The 21399-nt window shown below is 74.2% G+C and carries 21 protein-coding genes and 1 pseudogene; 12 read left to right on the forward strand and 10 right to left on the reverse strand.

The annotated features are described in order from the left end of the window. Positions 1-418: 418 nt before the first annotated feature. Complete coding sequence (locus OG946_RS06350) at positions 419-937, reverse strand: SixA phosphatase family protein (protein WP_047015029.1); 519 nt, start codon at positions 935-937, stop codon at positions 419-421. A 420-nt stretch (positions 938-1357) separates the two neighbouring features. On the opposite strand from OG946_RS06350, the gene OG946_RS06355 reads away from it, so the two are divergent. Further along, entirely contained in the window at positions 1358-1474 is a 117-nt protein-coding gene (locus OG946_RS06355; protein ID WP_018835810.1) for an SGM_5486 family transporter-associated protein, read from the forward strand. 85 nt (positions 1475-1559) lie between these two features. Here OG946_RS06355 and OG946_RS06360 read toward each other — a convergent pair whose 3' ends face one another. Continuing rightward, positions 1560-2891, reverse strand: a complete 1332-nt coding sequence (locus OG946_RS06360; RefSeq protein WP_326795163.1) for a CynX/NimT family MFS transporter — start codon at positions 2889-2891, stop codon at positions 1560-1562. A 52-nt stretch (positions 2892-2943) separates the two neighbouring features. Here OG946_RS06360 and OG946_RS06365 point away from each other — a divergent pair, with 52 nt between their 5' ends. Further along, complete coding sequence (locus OG946_RS06365; protein WP_326795164.1) at positions 2944-3627, forward strand: FadR/GntR family transcriptional regulator; 684 nt, start codon at positions 2944-2946, stop codon at positions 3625-3627. A gap of 16 nt (positions 3628-3643) precedes the next feature. Here OG946_RS06365 and OG946_RS06370 read toward each other — a convergent pair whose 3' ends face one another. The 3 genes from OG946_RS06370 to fabG form a co-directional block, all read right to left on the reverse strand. Beyond that, complete coding sequence (locus OG946_RS06370) at positions 3644-4075, reverse strand: hypothetical protein (RefSeq protein ID WP_326795165.1); 432 nt, start codon at positions 4073-4075, stop codon at positions 3644-3646. 187 nt (positions 4076-4262) lie between these two features. Continuing rightward, positions 4263-5030 carry an enoyl-ACP reductase FabI gene (fabI, locus tag OG946_RS06375; RefSeq protein ID WP_326795166.1) on the reverse strand — a complete coding sequence of 256 codons (768 nt, stop codon included), beginning with the start codon at positions 5028-5030 and terminating at the stop codon, positions 4263-4265. 5 nt (positions 5031-5035) lie between these two features. Beyond that, entirely contained in the window at positions 5036-5755 is a 720-nt protein-coding gene (gene fabG, locus OG946_RS06380; RefSeq protein ID WP_101425244.1) for a 3-oxoacyl-[acyl-carrier-protein] reductase, read from the reverse strand. A 233-nt stretch (positions 5756-5988) separates the two neighbouring features. Here fabG and OG946_RS06385 point away from each other — a divergent pair, with 233 nt between their 5' ends. The 3 genes from OG946_RS06385 (at position 5989) to tyrS (ending at position 10296) form a co-directional block, all read left to right on the forward strand. Next, positions 5989-7518 carry a TldD/PmbA family protein gene (locus OG946_RS06385; protein WP_326795167.1) on the forward strand — a complete coding sequence of 510 codons (1530 nt, stop codon included), beginning with the start codon at positions 5989-5991 and terminating at the stop codon, positions 7516-7518. Beyond that, positions 7515-8924 (forward strand): metallopeptidase TldD-related protein, encoded by a 1410-nt coding sequence (locus OG946_RS06390; RefSeq protein ID WP_326795168.1) that lies wholly within the window; start codon positions 7515-7517, stop codon positions 8922-8924. Before OG946_RS06385 ends, OG946_RS06390 begins: the two co-directional genes overlap by 4 nt. Positions 8925-9018: 94 nt before the next feature. Continuing rightward, complete coding sequence (gene tyrS / locus OG946_RS06395) at positions 9019-10296, forward strand: tyrosine--tRNA ligase (protein WP_326795169.1); 1278 nt, start codon at positions 9019-9021, stop codon at positions 10294-10296. Positions 10297-10336: 40 nt separating this feature from the next. Here the strand turns inward: tyrS and OG946_RS06400 are convergent, their stop codons facing one another. Beyond that, positions 10337-10618: a GlsB/YeaQ/YmgE family stress response membrane protein gene (locus OG946_RS06400; protein ID WP_326795170.1), complete on the reverse strand. Its 282-nt coding sequence runs from the start codon at positions 10616-10618 to the stop codon at positions 10337-10339. Positions 10619-10791: 173 nt separating this feature from the next. Between OG946_RS06400 and OG946_RS06405 the strand changes: the two genes are divergently transcribed. Both OG946_RS06405 and OG946_RS06410 read left to right on the forward strand, forming a co-directional pair. Then, positions 10792-11187 (forward strand): DUF3099 domain-containing protein, encoded by a 396-nt coding sequence (locus tag OG946_RS06405; RefSeq protein ID WP_326795171.1) that lies wholly within the window; start codon positions 10792-10794, stop codon positions 11185-11187. 176 nt (positions 11188-11363) lie between these two features. Further along, positions 11364-11591, forward strand: a pseudogene (locus OG946_RS06410) (hypothetical protein); the annotation flags it as partial. 133 nt (positions 11592-11724) lie between these two features. Here OG946_RS06410 and moaA read toward each other — a convergent pair. After that, entirely contained in the window at positions 11725-12714 is a 990-nt protein-coding gene (gene moaA / locus OG946_RS06415; protein WP_326795172.1) for a GTP 3',8-cyclase MoaA, read from the reverse strand. Positions 12715-12983: 269 nt separating this feature from the next. Between moaA and OG946_RS06420 the strand changes: the two genes are divergently transcribed. Continuing rightward, positions 12984-14507, forward strand: coding sequence for a S8 family serine peptidase (locus OG946_RS06420; RefSeq protein ID WP_326795173.1), 1524 nt, complete (start codon positions 12984-12986; stop codon positions 14505-14507). A gap of 53 nt (positions 14508-14560) precedes the next feature. Here the strand turns inward: OG946_RS06420 and OG946_RS06425 are convergent, their stop codons facing one another. The 3 genes from OG946_RS06425 to OG946_RS06435 form a co-directional block, all read right to left on the reverse strand. Beyond that, positions 14561-15307, reverse strand: a complete 747-nt coding sequence (locus OG946_RS06425) for a lysoplasmalogenase (protein ID WP_326795174.1) — start codon at positions 15305-15307, stop codon at positions 14561-14563. A 179-nt stretch (positions 15308-15486) separates the two neighbouring features. Then, on the reverse strand, positions 15487-16422 hold the full coding sequence (locus OG946_RS06430; protein ID WP_326795175.1) for a LysR family transcriptional regulator: 936 nt from the start codon (positions 16420-16422) through the stop codon (positions 15487-15489). Positions 16423-16583: 161 nt separating this feature from the next. Continuing rightward, on the reverse strand, positions 16584-16982 hold the full coding sequence (locus OG946_RS06435) for a hypothetical protein (protein ID WP_326795176.1): 399 nt from the start codon (positions 16980-16982) through the stop codon (positions 16584-16586). Positions 16983-17200: 218 nt separating this feature from the next. On the opposite strand from OG946_RS06435, the gene OG946_RS06440 reads away from it, so the two are divergent. The 4 genes from OG946_RS06440 to OG946_RS06455 all read left to right on the forward strand — a co-directional run bounded on the left by OG946_RS06440 (position 17201) and on the right by OG946_RS06455 (position 21394). After that, positions 17201-18436, forward strand: a complete 1236-nt coding sequence (locus tag OG946_RS06440) for a sensor histidine kinase (protein WP_326795177.1) — start codon at positions 17201-17203, stop codon at positions 18434-18436. Next, positions 18433-19122 (forward strand): response regulator transcription factor, encoded by a 690-nt coding sequence (locus OG946_RS06445; protein WP_326795178.1) that lies wholly within the window; start codon positions 18433-18435, stop codon positions 19120-19122. Before OG946_RS06440 ends, OG946_RS06445 begins: the two co-directional genes overlap by 4 nt. Positions 19123-19192: 70 nt before the next feature. After that, on the forward strand, positions 19193-20416 hold the full coding sequence (locus tag OG946_RS06450) for a DEDDh family exonuclease (protein ID WP_326795179.1): 1224 nt from the start codon (positions 19193-19195) through the stop codon (positions 20414-20416). A 45-nt stretch (positions 20417-20461) separates the two neighbouring features. Beyond that, a complete protein-coding gene (locus OG946_RS06455; RefSeq protein ID WP_326795180.1) occupies positions 20462-21394 on the forward strand; it encodes an SURF1 family cytochrome oxidase biogenesis protein in 933 nt (310 codons plus the stop codon). Positions 21395-21399 lie beyond the last annotated feature (5 nt).

Raw genomic sequence — 21399 nt, forward strand, 5'->3', positions numbered from 1 at the left:
CGGCGGTGACGGGGGTCGCGGGGTCGGGCAGGAGCACGCTGGTCGCGGAGTTCGTCCGCCGGTACGAGGAGGGGGCGGGCCAGGACGGGCGCGGCGACCCGGCCACGGGAGCCCCGCCGGGCGCCGCGGCCACGGGGCGCCGGGCAGCCGCGTGCCCGCCGTCGTCGACCAGTCGGCGATCAACGGCTCGACCCGCTCGACCCCGGTGACGTACCTCGGCGCGATGGACCCCGGTCAGCAGGCGCTGCGAGATCTGCGGCGGGCGGCGGTTCGGCGCGGAGGCGCTGGCCCGCACGGTGCGTGGCCGCTCCATCGCCGACGTGCTGGAGATGACGGCGGCGCAGGCCGCGGACTTCTTCGCGGCGGGCGGGACGGCGGGCGGGTGCTGGTCGAGGGCACCCCGGCGGCCGGGCGCAGCTCACTGCTGGTGCGGCGTCCAGAACTCGGTGAGCCGGCCCACGCCGTGCTCCACGCCCTTCCACGAGCCGGCGAACTCCACCACGGCCACGCCCGAGGTCGGGAAGCCGCGGCTCAGCCTGGTCAGCGTGTCGCCCTCGGCGGAGCCCGCCAGGGCGTCGGCGAGGCCGTGCATGCCGGGGTTGTGGCCGACGACCAGCAGCGTGGAGACGTCGTCGGGGACCTCGTTCAGCACCTGGATCAGCTCGCCGAGGGATGCCTCGTACAGCCGCTCCTCGTAGACCGTCCGGGGGCGGCGGGGAAGCTGGCCCACGACGAGCTTCCAGGTCTCGCGGGTGCGTTTGGCGCTGGAGCAGAGGGTCAGGTCGGGGTCGATGTCGTGGGCCGCGAGGAAGTCCCCGGCGGCGGGAGCGTCGGCGCGGCCGCGCTCGGCGAGCGGGCGCTCGTGGTCGGAGTCCTGGGCCCATTCGGCCTTGGCGTGTCGGAGAAGGACGATGCTGCGGGGCGTTCCTGCGCTCATAAGCTCAGCTTCGCACGAAACCGGCCGCGGGGTCCGGGCAGTTCGCAGGGTCTCCCGCCAGGAGTGACGGGCGGTCCGGCCCGGCCGCGGGCGCGGGTTCAGAGCAGCCGCAGGGCGAAGAGCGCGGTGAACGCCATGACGGGCAGGGCGACGGACCACCACGGCAGCCAGCGCTGCGCCGCCGGCGGTGCGGGCTGGGTGTGGGCAGCGGCTGACATCTTCGCCTCCGTGGGGTTGCTGACGTCCCGGGTCCTTCGTACTGCTACGAACCTACGGACCCGGGGCCGCCCGCCCCATCCGGTGACCCACCCAGTTCCCCCTGACCCTGGCCCCCTAGGGGAGGGTGGGGCTAGCCCCACCCCCGGGCGCCCGGCGGCGCCCCCGTCCGGGGCGGCGGGGCGGGGATGCGAGACTGGCCGTATGCCCGTGCTCGACCCGAATCCCCAGAACGGGCAGCGCAAGCTGCTCTACGTGCTCGGCGCGATGCTCGCCATCACGGTGGTCATCGGCGTCATCGCCACGATCGCCTCACCCTGAGCCCTGGTCCCTCTGACACCCTGGACCCTCAGCCCTGAGCCCTGAGCCCTGAGGCGCGGAGCACCGGGGCGCGGCCCAGGCGTTCTCAGACCTCGTCCTCGACCACGCGGTCGCGTCCGGCGACGATCCCCACGGCCACCTGGGCGACCATGAACGCCGCGAGCACCGCCAGCGGTACGGTCCAGCCGTCCGTGGCCCCGTACAGCGCGCCGACGGCCAGCGGGCCCGGGATGGAGATCAGGTAGCCGGTGCTCTGCGCGAATGCGGAGAGCCGGACGAGACCGGCGTGGCTGCGGGCCCTGGCCCCGAGCAGGGTGAGGACCAGCGGGAACGCGCAGTTGGACACGGCGAGCAGCAGCGCCCACACCCAGGCGCCGCCCGCGGGCGCCAGCCACAGTCCCGCGTAGCCGCCGAGGCCGCACACACCGAGGACCACGACCAGCGGCCCCTGGTGGTGCAGCCGGGCCGCGATCCGCGGCAGCACGAAGGCCAGCGGGACGCCCATGCCCATGGCCAGGGCGAGCAGCAGCCCGGCCGTGGAGGCGGACACACCGGCGTCGCGGTAGATCTGCGGCAGCCAGCCGATGGTGACGTACGCGGCGGTGGCCTGGAGGCCGAAGAAGACGGCGAGCGCCCACGCGGTGGGGCTGGCGGTGATACGGACCGGGCGGGCCGGCTCCGCGGCGGAGGGCCCAGCGCCGGCTTCCCCCGGTTCGGCTGCCGCGGCCCGCCGCGAACCCCGGGACAGCACCACCCACGGCACGACGGCGAGCGCCGCGACCGCCGCCCACACACCGAGCCCCAGCCGCCAACTGCCGCCCAGCGCCTCGCTCAGCGGCACGGTGAGGCCGGCGGCGGAGGCCGTACCGAGGGCCAGGCCCATCGAGTAGAGCCCGGTCATCGACCCGACCCGGTCCGGAAACCAGCGTTTGACGATGACGGGGATCAGGACATTGCCCACCGCGATGCCGCCGAGTGCCAGCGCGCTGGCGGCCAGGAACGCGGGGGTGTTGCCGAACAGCGGGCGCAGCGCCAGGCCGCCGGCTATCGCGACGAGCCCGGCGGCGACGACGGCCACGGGGCCGAAGCGGCGGGCGAAGCGGGGCGCGAGGCTGCCGAAGACGGCGAAACAGAGCGCCGGCATGGAGGTGAGCAGGCCGGCGACCGTGCCGCTCATCCCGATGTCGGTACGCACGTCCTCCAGGACCGAGCCGAACGAGGCTATGGCGGGCCGCAGGTTGATCGCCGCGAGCAGCAGCGCGGGGATCATGAGCCGCAGCAGCCACGGCGCCGTCCGCGGCGCGGCCGCCGGTCCGGAAGCCGCCGGGGGCGCGGTGGTACGCACTTCTCCGGTCGGCTCTCCCGGGGTCTCGGCGGCTTTCGTGAGGATGCTGCGGCGTGGCATGCAGACCATCATAGAATCATTGGATGAATGGTTGTCCACTCCGCAGTCCGAGCACGGGAGAGACATGGCACTGACGTCGCCGCGCCGATCGAGCCTCACCGACCAGGTGATCGCGCAGCTGCGTACGCAGATCACCGCGGGCGAGTGGCCGGTCGGCAGCCGCATCCCGACCGAGCCGGAGCTGGTCGAGCAACTGGGCGTCGCGCGGAACACCGTCCGCGAGGCGGTGCGGGCGCTCGCGAACAACGGCCTGCTCGACATCCGGCAGGGCTCCGGCACGTACGTCGCCGCGACGAGTGAGCTGGCGGGCGTGATGCAGCGCCGCTTCGCCGACGCCCGTCCCGCGCATGTCGCGGAGCTGCGCAGCGCGCTGGAGGCGCAGGCGGCCCGGCTGGCGGCGGTGCGCCGCACGGAGGCGGAGATGACGCAGTTGGAGCTGCTGCTGCGGCGCCGCGAGGAGGCGTGGGAGTCGGGCGACGCGGCGGCGTTCGTCGACGCGGACGCGACGCTGCACCTGGCGGTGGCGACGGCGTCGCACAACGAGGTGCTGACGGCGGTCTACGCGGACCTGGGCGAGGTCGTCCGCACGACACTGCGCTCCAAGGTGGGCGACATACTGCTGCCGGCGGAGCACCTGGACCACGCCCGGATGGTGACGGCGATCCGCGCGGGCGACGCGGATACCGCCGCGGAGGAAGCCGCAAGCCACGCCTACGGCTGCATGCCGGAACCGGCCCTCGGCGGCTGAAGGGGAGGCACCCCGGCTAGCCGCCCGGTACGTCGCGTATCGGTTCGTGGCTGATCCAGGCGTGGGCCACGTCGAACCAGCAGCGGTCGGTCAGCTCGCCGCTCTCCGCCGGGTCGAGGCGCATGCGCGTGCCGTCCACGTCCGGGTCCCACCAGCGGGCGCACTCGATGTGCAGTTGGACGGCGTCCGTGTAGGGGCCCGGGTTGTAGCAGCGGGCTTTGACGGTCGAGCCGGCGACGGTGGTGCGGCACTCGGCCTTCGTCGGGCCGCCGCGGTCGTCGGCACCGGGGACGGGGCCGGGGACAGGGCCGTCCGCGGCGTACGCGGAGCCGGCGGTCAGCAGCAGCACCGGTGCGGCGACGGCGACGGCCGCCGCGCCCAGGAGCGTACGGCGCCGTGCGGAGACCCGGGTGCGGCGGCCGGAACGACGCGGGCCCTCACGCACCACACAACCTCCTCGGCCGTACGGCGACACTGCGCACGAGCGTCGCCGCTGCACCACAAGGGGACGGTAACTGCCCCTCCAGCGTGCGCCGCCGCCCCGCCCGCGGCCCACCGGCCTACGCCGAACGGGCGACCTCCGCAGGGGGCCGCCCGTCCGCCGTAGAGCCAGTACCGGCTGCCGGTCCTCCCGGCTATGCGCCCATGATGTGCACGCCGCCGTCCACGTGCACGATCTCGCCCGTCGTCTTCGGGAACCAGTCCGACAGCAGCGCCACGACCCCGCGCCCCGCCGGCTCCGGGTCCGCCATGTCCCACTCCAGCGGCGAGCGCGTGTTCCACACGTCCGCCAGGTCCGAGAAGCCGGGGATGGACTTCGCCGCCATGGAGCCGATCGGCCCGGCCGAGACCAGGTTGCAGCGGACGTTCTCCTTGCCCAGGTCGCGGGCCAGATAGCGGCTGGTGGCCTCCAGGGCCGCCTTCGCCGGGCCCATCCAGTCGTACTGCGGCCACGCGAACTGCGCGTCGAAGGTCATGCCGACGACCGAACCGCCGCCCTGCATCAGCGGCAGGCACGCCATCGTCAGCGACTTCAGCGAGAACGCCGAGACGTGCATGGCGGTGGCGACGGACTCGAAGGGCGTGTGCAGGAAGTTGCCGCCGAGCGCGTCCGGCGGGGCGAAGCCCACGGAGTGCACGAGGCCGTCGAGCCCGCCCAGCTCCTCGCGGACGATGCCCTCGATCCGCGCCAGGTGCTCGTCGTCGGTGACGTCGAGTTCGACGACCTTCGTCGGCTTGGGCAGCTTCTTCGCGATCCGCTCGGTCAGCGTGGGCCGCGGGAACGCGGTGAGGATGATCTCCGCGCCCTGCTCCTGGGCCAGCTTCGCCGCGTGGAAGGCGATGGACGACTCCAGCAGCACGCCGGTGATGAGGACGCGCTTGCCGTCGAGGATTCCGCTCATGGTGCTCAGTGACCCATGCCCAATCCGCCGTCCACGGGAATGACGGCTCCGGTGATGTACGAGGCGTCGTCGGAGGCGAGGAACCGCACCGCGGCGGCGACGTCCTCCGGCCGCGCGTACCGGCCGAGCGGCACCTGCGCGGCGATCTCCGCCTGCCGCTCCGCCGAGAGCACCCGCGTCATGTCGGTCTCGACGAAGCCGGGCGCGACGACGTTGAAGGTGATGTTGCGCGAGCCCAGCTCGCGCGCCAGCGAGCGGGCGAAGCCGACGAGCGCCGCCTTGGAGGCGGCGTAGTTGGCCTGGCCGGGGGAGCCCATGAGGCCCACCACGGAGGAGATGAGCACCACGCGGCCCTTGCGGGCCCGCAGCATGCCGCGGTTGGCGCGCTTGACGACGCGGAAGGTGCCGGTGAGGTTGGTGTCCAGGACGGAGGTGAAGTCCTCCTCGGACATCCGCATCAGCAACTGGTCCTTGGTGATACCGGCGTTGGCCACCAGCACCTCGACGTTGCCGTGTGCCTCCTCCACCTCCTTGTACGCCTGGTCGACCTGCTCGGTGTCGGTGATGTCGCACTTCACCGGCAGACAGCCCAGCTCCACCAGCGCCGCGGGCGGCTCGCCGGAGCGGTACGTGAACGCGACCTTGTCGCCCGCCTCGGCGAACGCGCGGGTGATGTCGAGGCCGATACCGCGGTTGCCTCCGGTGACCAGAACCGAGCGGCTCAAGGACCCATCCCTTCTCCCTGGTGGCTCCCGGACTCTCTCCAGGACTCCTCACCCGAGAAGCTATCGGTACGGGACGCGCCACGGGCATTCCGCCCCCCACACAGGCCCGCGCCGGACACTTGTGGGGTTCTGACAGAAACCCGCTGGGCACCGGGCAGCCGCTCGGGCATGATCGGCCGGGGCCGGGACGCGGCCCGCGGCACCACCACCCACCACCGACCGGAGGGCAGAACGTGAGCAAGTCGGTCCATTCCCTCGACGACGGGTTCCTTGCGCTGCCGCTCGGCGCCCTCGCGGACGCCGCGCTCGCGCGGGCCCGGGCGCTGGGCGCCGAGCACGCCGACTTCCGCCTGGAGCGGGTGCGCAGCGCGGCCTGGCGGCTGAAGGACGCCAAGCTGGCGGGCTCCACGGACACCACCGACCTCGGGTACGCGGTGCGCGTGGTGCACGGCGGGGCGTGGGGCTTCGCGGCCGGGGTCGATCTGACGATGGACGCCGCCGCGCGGGTCGCCGCCCGGGCGGTGGCGATGGCGAAGCTGTCGGCGCGGGTCATCGCGGCGGCCGGCTCCGACGAGCGGGTCGCGCTGGCGCCGGAGCCGGTGCACGCGGAGAAGACGTGGATCTCCGCCTACGAGGTGAACCCCTTCGACGTACCGGACGCCGACAAGACCGGGCTGCTGACCGAGTGGAGCGAGCGGCTGCTCGCCGCCCCCGGCATCTCGCACGTGGACGCCTCGCTGCTGGCGGTGCAGGAGAACAAGTTCTACGCCGACACCGCCGGCACCTCGACCACCCAGCAGCGGGTGCGGATGCACCCGGAGCTGACCGCGGTGACGGTCACCGACTCCGGCGACTTCGACTCGATGCGCACCCTCGCCCCGCCCGCGGGCCGCGGCTGGGAGTACGCGACCGGCACCGGCTGGGACTGGGACGCGGAGCTGGCGCAGATCCCCGGCTGGCTGGCCGAGAAGATGGCGGCGCCGAGCGTCGAGGCCGGCTCGTACGACCTGGTGGTCGACCCGTCGAACCTGTGGCTGACGATCCACGAGTCCGTCGGCCACGCCACCGAGCTGGACCGCGCCCTCGGCTACGAGGCCGCGTACGCGGGCACCTCGTTCGCCACGTTCGACCAGCTCGGCACCTTGCGCTACGGCTCCGGCCTGATGAACGTCACCGGCGACCGCACCGCGGAACACGGGCTGGCCAGCATCGGCTACGACGACGAGGGCGTGCAGGCGCAGTCCTGGGACCTGGTCCGCGAGGGCGTGCTCGTCGGCTACCAGACGGACCGCCGGATCGCGAAGCTCACCGGCTTCGACCGCTCCAACGGCTGCGCCTACGCCGACTCCCCCGCCCACGTACCCGTCCAGCGCATGGCGAACGTCTCCCTCCAGCCCGCGCCCGAGGGCCCGACGACCGAGGAGCTGATCGGCGAGGTCGAGCGCGGCATCTACGTCGTCGGCGACCGCTCCTGGTCGATCGACATGCAGCGCTACAACTTCCAGTTCACCGGGCAGCGGTTCTTCCGGATCGAGAACGGCAGGCTGGCTGGGCAGCTCAAGGACGTGGCGTACCAGGCGACGACCACCGACTTCTGGGGCTCGATGTCGGCGATCGGCGGCCCGGAGACGTATGTGCTGGGCGGCACCTTCAGTTGCGGCAAGGCGCAGCCGGGGCAGTCGGCGTCCGTCTCGCACGGCTGCCCGTCCGCGCTCTTCCGGAACGTCAACATCCTCAACACCACCCAGGAGGCCGGCCGATGACGCGGACGACCCGGACGACCGAGCCTCACGAGACCGTCGAGCGGGCCCTGGAGCTGTCGCGCGCCGACGGCTGCGTGGTGATCGCCGACGAGGAGTCGAGCGCGAACCTGCGCTGGGCCGGCAACGTGCTGACGACGAACGGCGAGACCCGCGGCCGTACGCTGACGGTCATCGCCACCGTCGACGGCCGGGAGGGCACGGCCTCCGGCGTCGTCTCCCGGGCCGCGGTCACCGCGGACGACCTGGAGCCGCTGGTACGGGCCGCGGAGGCGGCGGCGCGGGAGAGCGGTCCCGCGCAGGACGCCCGGCCGCTGGTCGAGGGCGTGCCGCACTCGGCCGACTTCGCCGAGCCGCCCGCCGAGACCTCCTCCGACGTGTTCGCCGCCTTCGCGCCGGCGCTCGGCGAGTCCTTCGCCCGTGCCCGGGCCGGCGGCCGGCAGCTCTACGGCTTCGCGAACCACACGCTGACCTCCACCTACCTGGGGACCTCCACCGGGCTGCGGCTGCGCCACGACCAGCCGACCGGCACGCTGGAGCTGAACGCCAAGTCCCCGGACCGGACGAAGTCCGCCTGGGCGGGCCGGTCGACCCGGGACTTCACCGACGTGGACCCCGCCGAGCTGGACGCGGAGCTGGCGCAGCGGCTGGCGTGGGCGGAGCGGACGGTGGAGCTGCCCGCCGGGCGGTACGAGACCCTGCTGCCGCCGAGCGCGGTGGCGGACCTGCTGGTGTACATGTTCTGGTCGGCCTCCGGGCGGGACGCCCAGGAGGGCCGCACGGTGTTCAGCAAGCCGGGCGGCGGCACGCGCGTCGGCGAGAAGCTGGCCGGGCTGCCGCTGACGCTGCGCAGCGACCCGGCGGAGCCGGGCCTGGAGTCGGCGCCGTTCGTCGTCGCGCACGCCTCCACCGACGACTGGTCGGTCTTCGACAACGGGCTGCCGGTCGGGCCCACGGACTGGGTGCGCGAGGGCACGCTGCAGCACTTGCTGACGAACCGCTTCACCGGGGACCTCACCGGCCTGCCCGTCACGCCCGAGGCGGACAACCTGGTGCTGGACGGGGGCGGCACGAAGTCGCTGGACGAGATGGTCGCGGGTCTCGGGCACGACGGGCCAGGGCTGCTGCTGACCTGCCTGTGGTACATCCGCGAGGTCGACCCGGCGACGCTGCTGCTGACCGGGCTGACCCGGGACGGCGTGTATCTGGTGGAGAAGGGCGAGGTGACCGGGGCGGTGAACAACTTCCGCTTCAACGAGTCGCCCGTCGACCTGCTGGGACGCGCGGCCGAGGCCGGGGCCACGGAGCGGACGCTGCCGCGCGAGTGGGGCGACTGGTTCACGCGGGCGGCGATGCCGCCGGTGCGGATCCCCGACTTCAACATGAGCTCGGTCAGCCAGGGCGTCTAGCCGCCATTACCCTCGTACGCAGCACTCCCGTACGCGGCCGCACTGGCGGCCGGGTACGGGACCGGGATCGAGACCGAGAAGAGAGACGAGAGACGTGACGGACATCGTCGACGAGCTGCGGTGGCGCGGGCTGCTGGCCCTGTCCACCGACGAGGACGCACTGCGCAAGGCGCTCGCGGACGGTCCCGTCACGTTCTATTGCGGCTTCGACCCGACGGCTCCCAGCCTGCACGTGGGACATCTGGTGCAGGTGCTGACCGTGCGCCGGCTCCAGGAGGCCGGGCACCTGCCGCTGGCCCTGGTCGGCGGCGCGACCGGCCAGATCGGCGACCCCAAGCCGGACGCGGAGCGCACGCTGAACGACCCGGAGGTCGTCGCCGGCTGGGTGGAGCGGGTCCGCGCGCAGATCGAGCCGCTGCTCGACTTCGAGGGCCCGTTCGCCGCCCGGATGGTCAACAACCTGGACTGGACCGCGGGCCTGTCGGCGATCGAGTTCCTGCGCGACATCGGGCGGCACTTCCGGGTGAACAAGATGGTCGCCAAGGAGGCCGTCGCCCGCCGGCTGGAGTCGGAAGAGGGCATCAGCTACACGGAGTTCAGCTACCAGATCCTGCAGAGCCTGGACTTCCTGGAGCTGTACCGGCGGCACGGCTGCACGCTGCAGACGGGCGGCAGCGACCAGTGGGGCAACCTGACGGCGGGCACCGACCTGATCCACCGGGTCGAGCCGGAGGCCGTGGTGCACGCGCTGGCGACGCCGTTGATGACGAAGGCCGACGGCACGAAGTTCGGCAAGACGGAGGGCGGCGCGGTCTGGCTCGACCCGGAGCTGACGACTCCGTACGCCTTTTATCAGTTCTGGCTGAATGTCGACGACCGCGATGTCTCCCGCTACCTGCGGATCCTCAGCTTCCGCAGCCGCGAGGAGCTGATCGAGCTGGAGCGGCAGACGGCGGAGCGGCCGCAGGCGCGGGCCGCGCAGCGGGCGCTGGCGGAGGAGCTGACGACGCTGGTGCACGGCGCGGCGCAGTGCGCCGCGGTGATCGCCGCGTCGCGGGCGCTGTTCGGGCAGGGCGAGCTGGGCGAGCTGGACGAGGCGACGCTGCGGGCGGCGCTGGCCGAGGTGCCGCACGCGCGGGTCGCTGAGCTGGGTCCGGTGGTGGAGCTGCTGGCCGAGGTGGGCCTGGCGCCGAGCAGGTCGGCGGCCCGCAGGACGGTCAAGGAGGGCGGGGCGTACGTGAACAACGTGAAGGTCGCCGCCGAGGACGCCGTGCCGGCGTCCGAGGACCTGCTGCACGGGCGCTGGCTGGTGCTGCGCCGGGGCAAGCGCAACCTGGCGGCGATCGAGCTGGCGGCCCCGCAGGACGGCTGACCGGCGGGGCCGGGCCCGGCCGGCGGACGCGGAGCCCCCGCTAGCGGGGGCTCCGCTTCTTGTGGCCGCGGAACCTCTCGTACATCGGGGCGCCCAGGGCCACGACGCCCACGGCGCCGGCGAGCTGCAGGATGTGCCGGATCCAGTCGACTCCCTTGGTGTCGGCCACGCCGATCCCCGAGGCCGCGGCGTTGCCGATGATGGACCCGATGATGCCGAACACGATGGTCAGCCAGATGGGGATGGCCTGTCTGCCGGGCAGGATGATCCGGGCGACGACGCCCAGGATCAGCCCCAGGATGATGGCCCACAGCCAGCTCATGTCGCCTCCTAGTGCGGCGGTACCCGCCTGCCGTGCCAGTTTCTTGCGGTGGCCCGGAGGGCGCATTCCGGCCAGGTCTGTTCGGGTTGTGGGGCGGTATGTCCCGCCCCCGCATCGAGCGAGGCGCTTTCCCGGCGTACCTTGGGGAGGTACCCGGTGCCAGGGGGTGGAATGTGAAGCGGAAGCGCCGCGGCGATGCCGACGTGTTCAGGATCACCGGCGCGCGGCAGAGCCTGGACGATGACGTACGCGGCCGGCAGCGGCGGTACGTGATCTCCATGACGATCCGGGCGGTCTCGGTGGTGGCCGCAGCCCTGCTCTGGAACGTCCAGCGGCATACCGCGGTCGTCGCGCTCGTTCTCGGCATGTTCATCCCGTACTTCGCGGTGATCATCGCGAACGCGGGCCGCGAGAGCATTCGTTCGCTGCCCTCCACGTTCGTCGTCGCCCCGGAGCGCAGGGTGATAGCCCCGCCGCGGCGGACCACGCGTGAGCCGGGGGCCCCGGGTGAACGGGCCCCGGCCGGGAACGAGTCGACGACCAGCGACAGCGTTCCGCCGTCCGTTTGATCACCAAGAGCGCAAGCTCAGAAAAAGCTCAAATCAAATATGCCCATCCGGTGCCGGGCGGCCCTTCTCGCGTGACATACTTCGTACGCGCTCCGCATCCCCCGTCGGAGCGACGGACCGACGCCGGGCGGCTCCCCCCGTGGCTGCCCGGCGTCGCCCATGTTCCGGTACGTAGGCTGGGCCCCGTGAACACCGCTGATCCCGCTCTCATCTGCTCCGCCAAGGGCTGCCGTGCGCCCGCGGTGTGGGTGCTCGCCTGGAACAACCCGAAGCTGCACACGCCGGAGCGCCGCAAGACCTGGCTCGCGTGCGAGGAGCACCGCGAATACCTGAGCCGGTTCCTGGGCGTACGGGACTTCCTCAAAGAGGTCGTCACGCTGGCGGACTGGCAGGAGGCGGAGAAGGCGGAGAAGAGCGCGGCAAGCGCGGAAGCCGCGGAACCCGGAGAAAGGGGCGCCGACGGCGAAAGCCGGCCGGGTCCTGGCCGGGCCTGAGCGGCGCCCGCCGCATCCGGAAGGGTTCCCCAACTCCCCCGCGTCAGCCGCCGATCGCGGACATCGGCCGGTCCGGCTGGACGAACGACGGGTCGTCGAGCCCGGCGCCCGCCTTCTTCCCCCACATCGCGATCCGCCACAGCCGGGCTATCTCCTCGTCCGGCGCGCCGGAGCGCAACGCGCCCCGCAGGTCGGTCTCCTCGCGCGCGAACAGGCAGTTGCGCACCTGCCCGTCCGCGGTCAGCCGGGTGCGGTCGCAGGCCCGGCAGAAGGGCCGGGTGACGGAGGCGATGACGCCGACGCGCGCCGGGCCGCCGTCTACGAGCCAGCGCTCGGCGGGGGCGGAGCCGCGCGCCGTCTCCCCCTCGGGGGTCAGCGTGAAGCGCGTACGCAGGGAGGCGAGGATGTCGCCCGCGGTGATCATGCCGTCGCGCTGCCAGCCGTGCTGCGGGTCGAGGGGCATCTGCTCGATGAACCGCAGCTCATAGCCCTCGGCGACGGCCCAGGCGAGCAGGTCGGGGGCCTCGTCCTCGTTGAACCCGGGCATCAGCACGCTGTTGACCTTCACCGGGTCCAGGCCGGCGGCCCGGGCGGCGGCGAGGCCGCGGAGCACGTCGCCGTGGCGCTTGCGGCGGGTGAGCCGCTGGAACACGTCGGCGCTGAGGGTGTCCAGCGAGACGTTCACCCGGTCGAGACCCGCGGCCTTGAGGGCCGCGGCCGTACGCTCCAGGCCGATGCCGTTGGTGGTGAGGGAGAGCTTGGGGCGGGGCTCGAGGGCGGCGCAGCGCTCGACGATGCCGGTGAGCCCGGGGCGCAGCAGCGGCTCGCCGCCGGTGAAGCGCACGTCGGTGACGCCGAACTCGGTGACCGCGAGGCGGACGAGGCGGACGATCTCGTCGTCGGTGAGCAGCTCGGGTTTGCCGAGCCACTGGAGCCCTTCCTCGGGCATGCAGTACGTGCACCGCAGGTTGCAGCGGTCGGTGAGCGAGACGCGAAGGTCGGTGGCGACCCGCCCATAGGTGTCACGCAGCATGGAGAAGGCCCTCCCACGGCAGTACCTGACCTCTGGAAGCCTACGCCAGGCCACCGACAATCAACAGTTTGTTGAGGTCGCGGGGGCGAAACGTTCCGTCGTACGCGCGTGACGACTGGGCCGGGAGCGCCTGGCGTGCCCGACACGCCAAAAGACACTGCAGGGCGATGTATTGATGGCCGTGGGTGATCAGCGCTACGTTCGCTTGCCGTGTACCTGACCGCGGCAACGGTCCGCGGCGGATTCCTGACTGATGATCTGGAGATCCCATGACTCATCTCCGACCCCGCGGTCGGCGCCTGCTGGCGGTGCCCCTCGGGCTGACCCTCGCGGCGGCGCTCGGCCTCCTGCCGGGGGCGGCCTCCGCCGCGTCGGCCCCGGAGCCCGGCGGCAGCGCCGGGGCCGCGGCCGGCGAGAAGCTTTCTTACGTGGTCAACACGAAGACCGACGACAAGACGATCGCCCGGGTCAAGGACGCGATCGCCGACGCGGACGGCTCGGTGGTCGTCACGTACAAGAAGATCGGCGTGGTCGTCGCCCACTCCACCAACCCGGACTTCGCGGCAGAGCTGCGCGACGTGCGCGGCGTGCAGTCCGCGGGCGCGAGCCGTACGGCGCCGCTGACGCCCGGGGGGACGCTGGAGACCAGCGCGCCGGAGGTCTACAAGGGCGCCGCGAAGGCCCGTTCGCAGGACCCGGGCGTCGAGCCGCTGGAGAAGGAGCAGTGGGACCTGCCGGCGATCGGCGCCGACAAGGCGCACAAGGTCTCGACCGGCAGCCGTGACGTCACCGTCGGCGTCATCGACACCGGCGTGGACGACACGCACCCCGACCTCAAGGCCAACTTCTCCGCCAAGCAGTCCGCCAACTGCGTCGGCGGCGTCGCGGACACCACCGAGGGCGCCTGGCGGCCCTACGACCCGGCGGGCGACTACCACGGCACCCACGTCGCCGGTGAGATCGCCGCCGCGCGCAACGGCGTCGGCGTGGCCGGCGTCGCGCCCGGCGTGCAGGTCGCCTCGCTCAAGGTGAGCGAGCCAGACACCGCACTGTTCTACGCCGAGGCCGTCGTCTGCGCCTTCGTCTTCGCCGGCGACAACGGCATCGAGATCACCAACAACAGCTACTACGTCGACCCGTGGCTCTACAACTGCCTCGACGACCCCGACCAGCGGGCGATCGTCGACGCGGTCAACCGCGCCTCGCTGTACGCGATGGGCAAGGGCACTCTGCACCTCGCCGCGGCCGGCAACTCCAACCACGACCTCGCCTCCGACGAGATCGCGGACGACTCCAGCCCCAACGACACCACGCCCCTGGAGCGGACCATCGACCCGTCCGAGTGCTGGGACGTGCCGACCCAGCTCCCGGGCATCGTGACCGTCGCGGCGACCGGCGTGAACGACGACAAGTCGTACTACAGCAGCTACGGCCAGAAGGTCGTCGACGTCGCCGCGCCCGGCGGTGACGGCTACCAGATCCCGGACACGCCGTCGAAGAACGGCCGCATCCTGTCGACGCTGCCGGAGAACAAGTACGGCTGGCTGCAGGGCACGTCGATGGCCACCCCGCACGCCGCGGGCGTGGCGGCGCTCATCAAGAGCAAGCACCCGCGGCTGTCGCCCACGGCGCTGCACCTGATGATGAAGTCGCAGGCCGACAACCCGGGCTGCCCGGAGTTCTACGACCCGGACGGCAACGGGGTCGAGGACTCCACGTGCACCGGCGACAAGCGGACGAACGCCTTCTACGGGGCGGGGATCGTGGACGCCTACGACGCCGTACGGCGGTGAGGCCCGGCTGGTGACGTAACCCACCGGCGGCCACCAGGCCGGGTGGCGGCGCCTCAGGGCGCCGCGGCCCGGCCTTCGCCGTGTCCGGGGCCGGGCGGCCGGACGCCGCGTACGGGGCCGGGGCCGGGCGGCAGGCGGCGCAGCACGCCGTCCGCGATGAGGTACTGGGCGGCCAGGTAGGTCGCCATCACCCAGAACCCGGCGGCGGGCGGCTGCGGCCGGCCGGCGAGGTCGGTGGCGATGAGGGTGTCGGAGAGCAGGAACAGCGCACCCCCCGCACCGGCCCGCGGCCCGAACCGGGCGGCGCCGAACGCCATCGCGGCGAGCAGCAGGCTGTACGCGGCCACGGGCCCGCGCAGCCCGGGGTCGAGCCCCGGCCACAGCGCGCCGACGCCGACGGCCCAGGCGGCCCCGTACGCGACGGCCAGCCGCCGCTCCCCCGCCCGGGGCAGCCGCTGCTCGCGCCGGAAGAGCGCCAGACAGCAGACGTGCCCGGCGGCGAACGCCCCCATCCCGGCCAGGAACGGCCCGTCCCCGCCCACCTGCAGCAGCACGTCCCCGGCCCACCCGAAGCCCAGCCCGGCGACCAGCGCCCGCGGGGCGCCGCGGGCGGCGGCGTAGGCGGCGAGGGCGGGCATGAGCAGGGGCTTGGTGGTGTGCACGAGCCAGTCGGCCCCGGCGAGCTGCCCCACCAGATGCGCGGCGGCCGCCGCCGCGAACACCCCGCGGGCCCCCCGCACGACGGCCCCGCGGAGCGCCCGGGAACGGGGACGGGGGATCGGCAGGGCGGCATCGGCCATGGCCTCAGTCTGGCGCAAGAACCGCCCCGCGTCCGCAGGCGCGGGACCGGATCGGGCGGGTCCGGCACGGCGGGCGGACGGGCGGGCCGGGAAGACGCGGGCCCGGCGAGCGCCCTGGCGACTGCCGGAGCGGGGCGGGGCGTGCCACCGGCGTACGGGACTCTGCCCAGCCGCCCCGGTCAGGCCGTACGGGCCGGGGCGCGGCGGAGGGCCGGGGGCGGGGGGAGCTGGGTGGTGTGGCGGCGGGCCAGGCGCAGGACGGCCCGCAGCGTCGGTTCCGCCTGGCCGGGGTGGCGGCGCCAGCGGGCCTCGATCGCCACCGGCCCCGGCCGGGTGGCCAGCGGGAGGTCGACGAGCCCGCCGTCCTCCAGGTCCCGTACGACGGCCAGCCGGGGCAGCAGCGCCACCCCGCGGCCGTGCGCCGCCAGCCGGCGCAGCGCGGGCAGGGAGCCGGCGGCGGTGGCCGCGCGGGTGCGGGCGGGCAGGTCGCGGCTGAGGCGGTCGTAGAGGACGGCCGAGCTGCAGCCCGGCTCCGCGACGAGGAACTCGGCGGCCAGCACGTCCGCTTCCGTCACCTCCGCCGCGCCCGCCAGCGGGTGCGCGGGGCCGGTGACGAGCACGACCTCCTCGTGGCCGACGACCGCGCTGGGGCCCGCCGTGCGGCTGCCGTCCTCGAAGTGGAAGGCGAGGTCCAGTTCGCCGGCGGCCAGTTGCTCCGCCAGCCGTTCGCGGGGGCCGACGACCACGCTGATCTCCGCGTCCGCGTCCGGCCCGCCGGCGCCGTAGTCCAGTGCGGTGACGATGTCCGGCAGCCACTCGCCCGCCAGGGTCTCCGGCGCCCCGATCCGCAGCCGGGGCCGGGAGGCGGCGGCCGCGCTGCGCATGCGTTCGTCGATCTCCAGCGCCTCGCGCGCGTACGGGAGCAGCCGGGCGCCGGCGTCGGTGAGGGAGGCGCCGGTGGAGGTGCGGACCACGACCGTGACGCCGAGTTCCTGTTCCAGGCGGCGCAGTTGGGCGCTGAGGCTCGACTGCGCGTACCCCAGCCGCTCGGCCGCGGCCGATATCCCGCCGGTCTCGGCCACCGTCACGAAGGCGCGCAGATATCGAGAGTCCACCGTGGGATCGTGTCACCGCCCTCTTCGCCCGCGCCATCACTTTTTTGCATGGACGCGCCACACGATACGTGCCGCGCACCTCGCCAAGTGACCATGGGCTCCCGCGAGTTGGACGACCGGCGCCGGGCGCGCTCCCTCGTCACCGCTCCCGGCGCGGGCCGTCACGCCGCGGAGTCGAGGGCGAACCCGTCCAGCTCGATCCCCGCCCACGCCAGCTCGATGAGCACGTCCACCGCCCGCCGGCCGTCCGGCACCTCGGCGATCAGCACCGCGGGCTCCACGCCCGGCAGCGGGGGCACGTCCAGGACGAGCGCGAGCAGCCGCCGCGCCTCGGCGCGGCGCGCGGGCTCCGCCAGCCGCAGCAGGAGGTGCCGGGTGGGCCCGACCGCCGCGGCCCGCGGCCCGCCGCCGTGCCCGAGCGCGGGCCGGGCCGCATCCCGTAGCGGCTCGCGCGGCGCGTCCCGTGCCGGGTCGCGTGGCGCGGGCCGTGCGGCGTCCCGTGCCGCCGCCGGCTGCGGGATCCGTACGCGGTGGTCTCCGTCAGTTCCGTGAAGGGGCATGGTGGGCCTCCCGTCCGCCGTGCGCGTGCCGGCCGTCCGACGGCCGGCCGCCGTCGGGCTCCACGATCCGCCCGTAACCGCCGCCCGTCATCGTCCGGCGAGTGGCTCCCGCGCTGCGGTCAGGGGTGCAGGGAACCCGCCGCCTGCAACCTGTGCAGCAGCGCCCGCTGCGCCTCCCGGAGGACGCCTGACCGGCGCCGATTGGCTACGGTGCCACCATGACGGCGGCAGCGCAGACGGACGCGAACAGCGAGCACACGGTGTTCCGCTACCTCGCGACCGCGATCGAGGACGGGCGGGAGACGGCGCGCGATGCCCGTGCGTACGCCAAGGACGCGGGCTTCGCCGCCGTCGTGGCGCTCGGCTGCGTGGGCACGATGCTGCTGGCGCCGGACGGGCGCATCGGCTTCGACGCGCTCGCCTGGGTGCTGGGCCTGGTCGGCAGCGTGGCGCTGGTGGCCAGGCACCGCTTCCCGCGCGCGGTGCTGGTGATCACGGCGGCGGCCATGGTCGCGTACCAGCTCCGCGGCTACCCCGACGGCAGCCCGGTGCTGCCGATGCTGGTCGCCGTCTACCGGTCCATCCGCGGCGGGCACCGCGGCTTCTTCGCCGTCACCGCCCTCCTCTCCCTCGTGGTCAGCCTCGGCTCGCTGCCGCTGCTCCCGCTCGGCGACGTGGCGCTGCGCGCGGCGCTGGAGGAGCGGTTCCTGACGTTCGGCTGGATCGTGGCGTGCGCGATGGGCGCGGCCATGCGCATCCAGCACGAGGCGATGCTCGCGCAGGCCGAGGAGCGGGCCGCGGAGAACGCGCAGCGCAGCGCCGACGAGGAGCGGCTGCGCATCGCCCGCGAGCTGCACGACACCCTCACCCACAGCATCTCCGTGATCAAGGTGCAGGCCGGGGTGGCCGTGCACCTGTCGAAGAAGCGCGGCGAGGAGCCGCCGCCGGCGCTGCTGGCCATCCAGGAGGCCAGCGGCGACGCCGCGCGCGAGCTGCGCTCCACGCTGCACGTGCTGCGCAACGCGGACGGCGGCGCCGAGGGCGTCGGCCTTGAGCGGCTGCCCGAGCTGGTGGAACGGGCCAGGGGCTCGGGGGTGCCGGCGACGGTGGCGGTCGCGGGTGAGCGGCCGGCGCTGCCGGCGGAGGTGGACCGGGCGGCGTACCGGATCGTGCAGGAGTCGCTGACGAACGTCGCGCGGCACGCGGGGCCCGCGGCGGCGGTGGGCGTGCACGTCTCGTACGCGCCGGACAAGGTCGTCGTCCAGGTCGACGACGACGGCACCGCCGACCCCGGGGCACCGCCGCAGCCGGGCATCGGGCTGACGGGGATGCGCGAGCGGGTCACCGCGCTCGGCGGCGAGCTGCACGCCGCGCCGCGGCCGGAGGGCGGCTTCCGGGTACGCGCCGAGCTGCCGCTGCCGCGGGCCGGCGGCCCCGCGGGGGCGGCCACGTGATCCGGGTGCTGCTCGTCGACGACCAGGCCCTCATCCGGGGCGGGTTCCGGGCGCTGCTCGACGCCGAGGACGACATCGAGGTGGTCGGCGAGGCCGCCGACGGCGCCGAGGGGGTCCGGCTCGCCGCCCGGCACCGTCCCGACGTGGCGCTGGTCGACGTGCAGATGCCGGTGCTCGACGGCATCGAGGCCACCCGCAGGATCGCCGCAGACCCCGAACTGGCCGACGTGCACGTCGTCATCCTCACCAACTACGGCGTGGACGAGTACGTCTGGGGCGCGCTGCGCGCCGGGGCGGCCGGGTTCCTCGTCAAGGACATGGAGCCGGAGGACCTGCTGCACGGCGTACGGGTCGCCGCCCGCGGCGACGCGCTGCTCTCCCCCGCGCTGACGCGCAAGCTGATCCAGGAGTACGTGTCCCGCCCGGCCGGCGGCGTGCCCGACGCGGACGACGCGCTGCGCGAGCTCACCCGGCGCGAGCGCGAGGTCGTCACCCTCGTCGGCGGCGGCCTCAGCAACGAGGAGATCGCCGCCCGGCTGCACATCAGCCCGATCACCGCAAAAACGCACGTCAGCAGGTCGATGACGAAGCTCGGCGCCCGCGACCGGGCCCAACTCGTCGTGCTCGCCTACGAGACGGGCCTGGTCACCCCGCGCGGCCCGGTGGCAGGGCAGCCCGCGGACTGACCGCTGACGGGTGCTCAGGCGGCACCCGCGCGCGCCGCCGTGTCGGTGGCAGGCTCTATGCTCTGAACCCATGCTCGAAGACCGCGCGACGCCCCTGAGTCCCCGTCAAGTCGCGCGGCAGCAGCCGCTTCCTGGCGCGGAACCGGTCGCGCTGCAGCCGGCTCTCCCGCTGCCCCCGCCCGCCGGTCCCGCGGAGTCCGCGGACCCGGCGCGTACCGCGGAAACGGGGACCGCCGGCAGAGAGACCGACACCGAGGCCGACGCCGGGCAGCGCCACGGCGTCCCCCCGCCCGCCGCCCCCGCCGACGGCTGGCCCGCCGACTACCCCGGGGCGTACGCCGTCGTCGACGTCGAGACCACCGGGCTGCGCTCCGACGACCGCATCGTCTCCGCCGCCGTCTACCGCCTCGACGCCCACGGCGCGGTGGAGGACAGCTGGTACACGCTGGTCAACCCGCAGCGCGACCCAGGACCCGTGTGGATCCACGGCCTGACCCGCGAGGTGCTCGCCGACGCGCCGCTCTTCCCGGAGATCGCCGAGGAGTTCACGGCGCGGCTGGAGGGCCGGGTGCTCGTCGCGCACAACGCGGTCTTCGACTGGATGATGATCGCCCGCGAGTACGCCCGCGCCGGGCTCACCGCTCCCGTGCGCCGGCGGCTGTGCACCATCGCGCTCGCCCGGCAGTTGCGGCTGCCGCTGCCCAACGCCCGGCTGGCGTCGCTGGCCGACCACTTCGGCGTCGCCCAGCGCAGGGCCCACGACGCCGAGGACGACGCCCGCGTCCTCGCCGAGATCTTCCGCCCCAGCCTGCGGCAGGCCGCCGAGGCCGGCGCCCGGCTGCCGCTGCTGGCCTGCCAGCCGCTGACGGAGTGGGCGGAGCAGGCGCCCGCCGGGGGCGCCGGCGGCGCCCGCTCGCCGGGCGGGCACGGCGCGTACCAGTGGCGCACCTGGCGGCCCAACCGGCGGCTGCCCGCGTCCCCGTACCCCAACCCGGGGCGGTACGTGCGCGGCGGCCGGCTCAAGCAGGGCATGCGCGTGGCCTTCTCCGGCGACACCTCGGTGGACCGCAGCCTCCTGGAGGACCGGGCCGTCGAGGCCGGGCTGCACGTCGCGGGCAGCGTCTCGCGCTACACGAGCCTGCTGGTCACCAACGACCCGGGCGGGCCGACGAGCAAGGTGACGCGGGCCGCGGCGCACGGCACCCCGGTGATCGACGAGGCCGCCTTCCTCCACCTCATGCGGGACGTCGAGCCGGCGGACGCGCTGCCCGGCGGGGACGGCGGAGCGGGGTAGCGGGGTCCCGTCGGGCGGCGGTGGACCGGGGAGTACGGTCAAGGGGTGTACCGCTTCCTGTTGTCCCGGCAGTGGGTGATCGTCACCCTGGTGGCCGTCCTGCTCATCCCCGTGATGATCCAGCTCGGCTTCTGGCAGTTGCACCGCCACGAGGACCGGGTCGCGCGCAACGACCTCGTCGCCCGCAACCTCAAGGCCGAGCCGGTCCCGGCGGACCGGCTCATGCGCGAGGGCCGCACGGTGCCACGCGAGGACACCTGGCGCACGGTCACGGCCACCGGCGCGTACGAGCCGGAGCGCGAGGTCGTCGTACGGCAGCGGCTCGGCGCCGACGACAAGCAGGGCTACTTCGTCGTCACCCCGCTCCGCCTCACCGACGGCTCCGCGGTCCTCGTCAACCGCGGCTGGGTGCCCGCGGGCGCCGATCTCACCGCCTTCCCCAAGGTGCCGCCCCCGCCCGCCGGCGAGGTCACCGTCACCGGCCGGCTGCGCCCCGACGAGACGACGGGCAGCGGCATCCGCGACAAGGCGGGCCTGCCGGACCGCCAGGTGATGCTGATCAACAGCACCGACGAGGCCGCGGACGGCCTGCCGGGGCCGGTGCTCGGCGGGTTCGTCGAGCTGGTCGGCACCTCGCCGAAGGCCGCGGGCAAGCAGCCGGAGCCGGTCCCCGAGCCGGACCACAGCAGCATCGGGGTGCACATCGCGTACGCGATCCAGTGGTGGATCTTCGCGGCGGCGGTGCCGTTCGGCTGGTGGGTTCTCGTACGCCGTGAGCGCCGCGACCGCGAGGCCGCGGCGGCGAAGGCGGCCGAGGAGGAGACCGCGGCACCGGCGGAGCCCGCGAAGGGCGGGGAAGCGCCCGGCGGGACCCCCGCCGACGGGGCCGGGAAGCTTGCGGACGCCCCGGCGCGGCGGGCCGCGGACGACGACCCCGCCCCATCCCTGGCGCCCGCCGAGCAGATGGCGGCAGACTGACCCCC

It is taken from the genome of Streptomyces sp. NBC_01808 (assembly GCF_035917395.1).
Classification (GTDB): Bacteria; Actinomycetota; Actinomycetes; order Streptomycetales; family Streptomycetaceae; genus Streptomyces.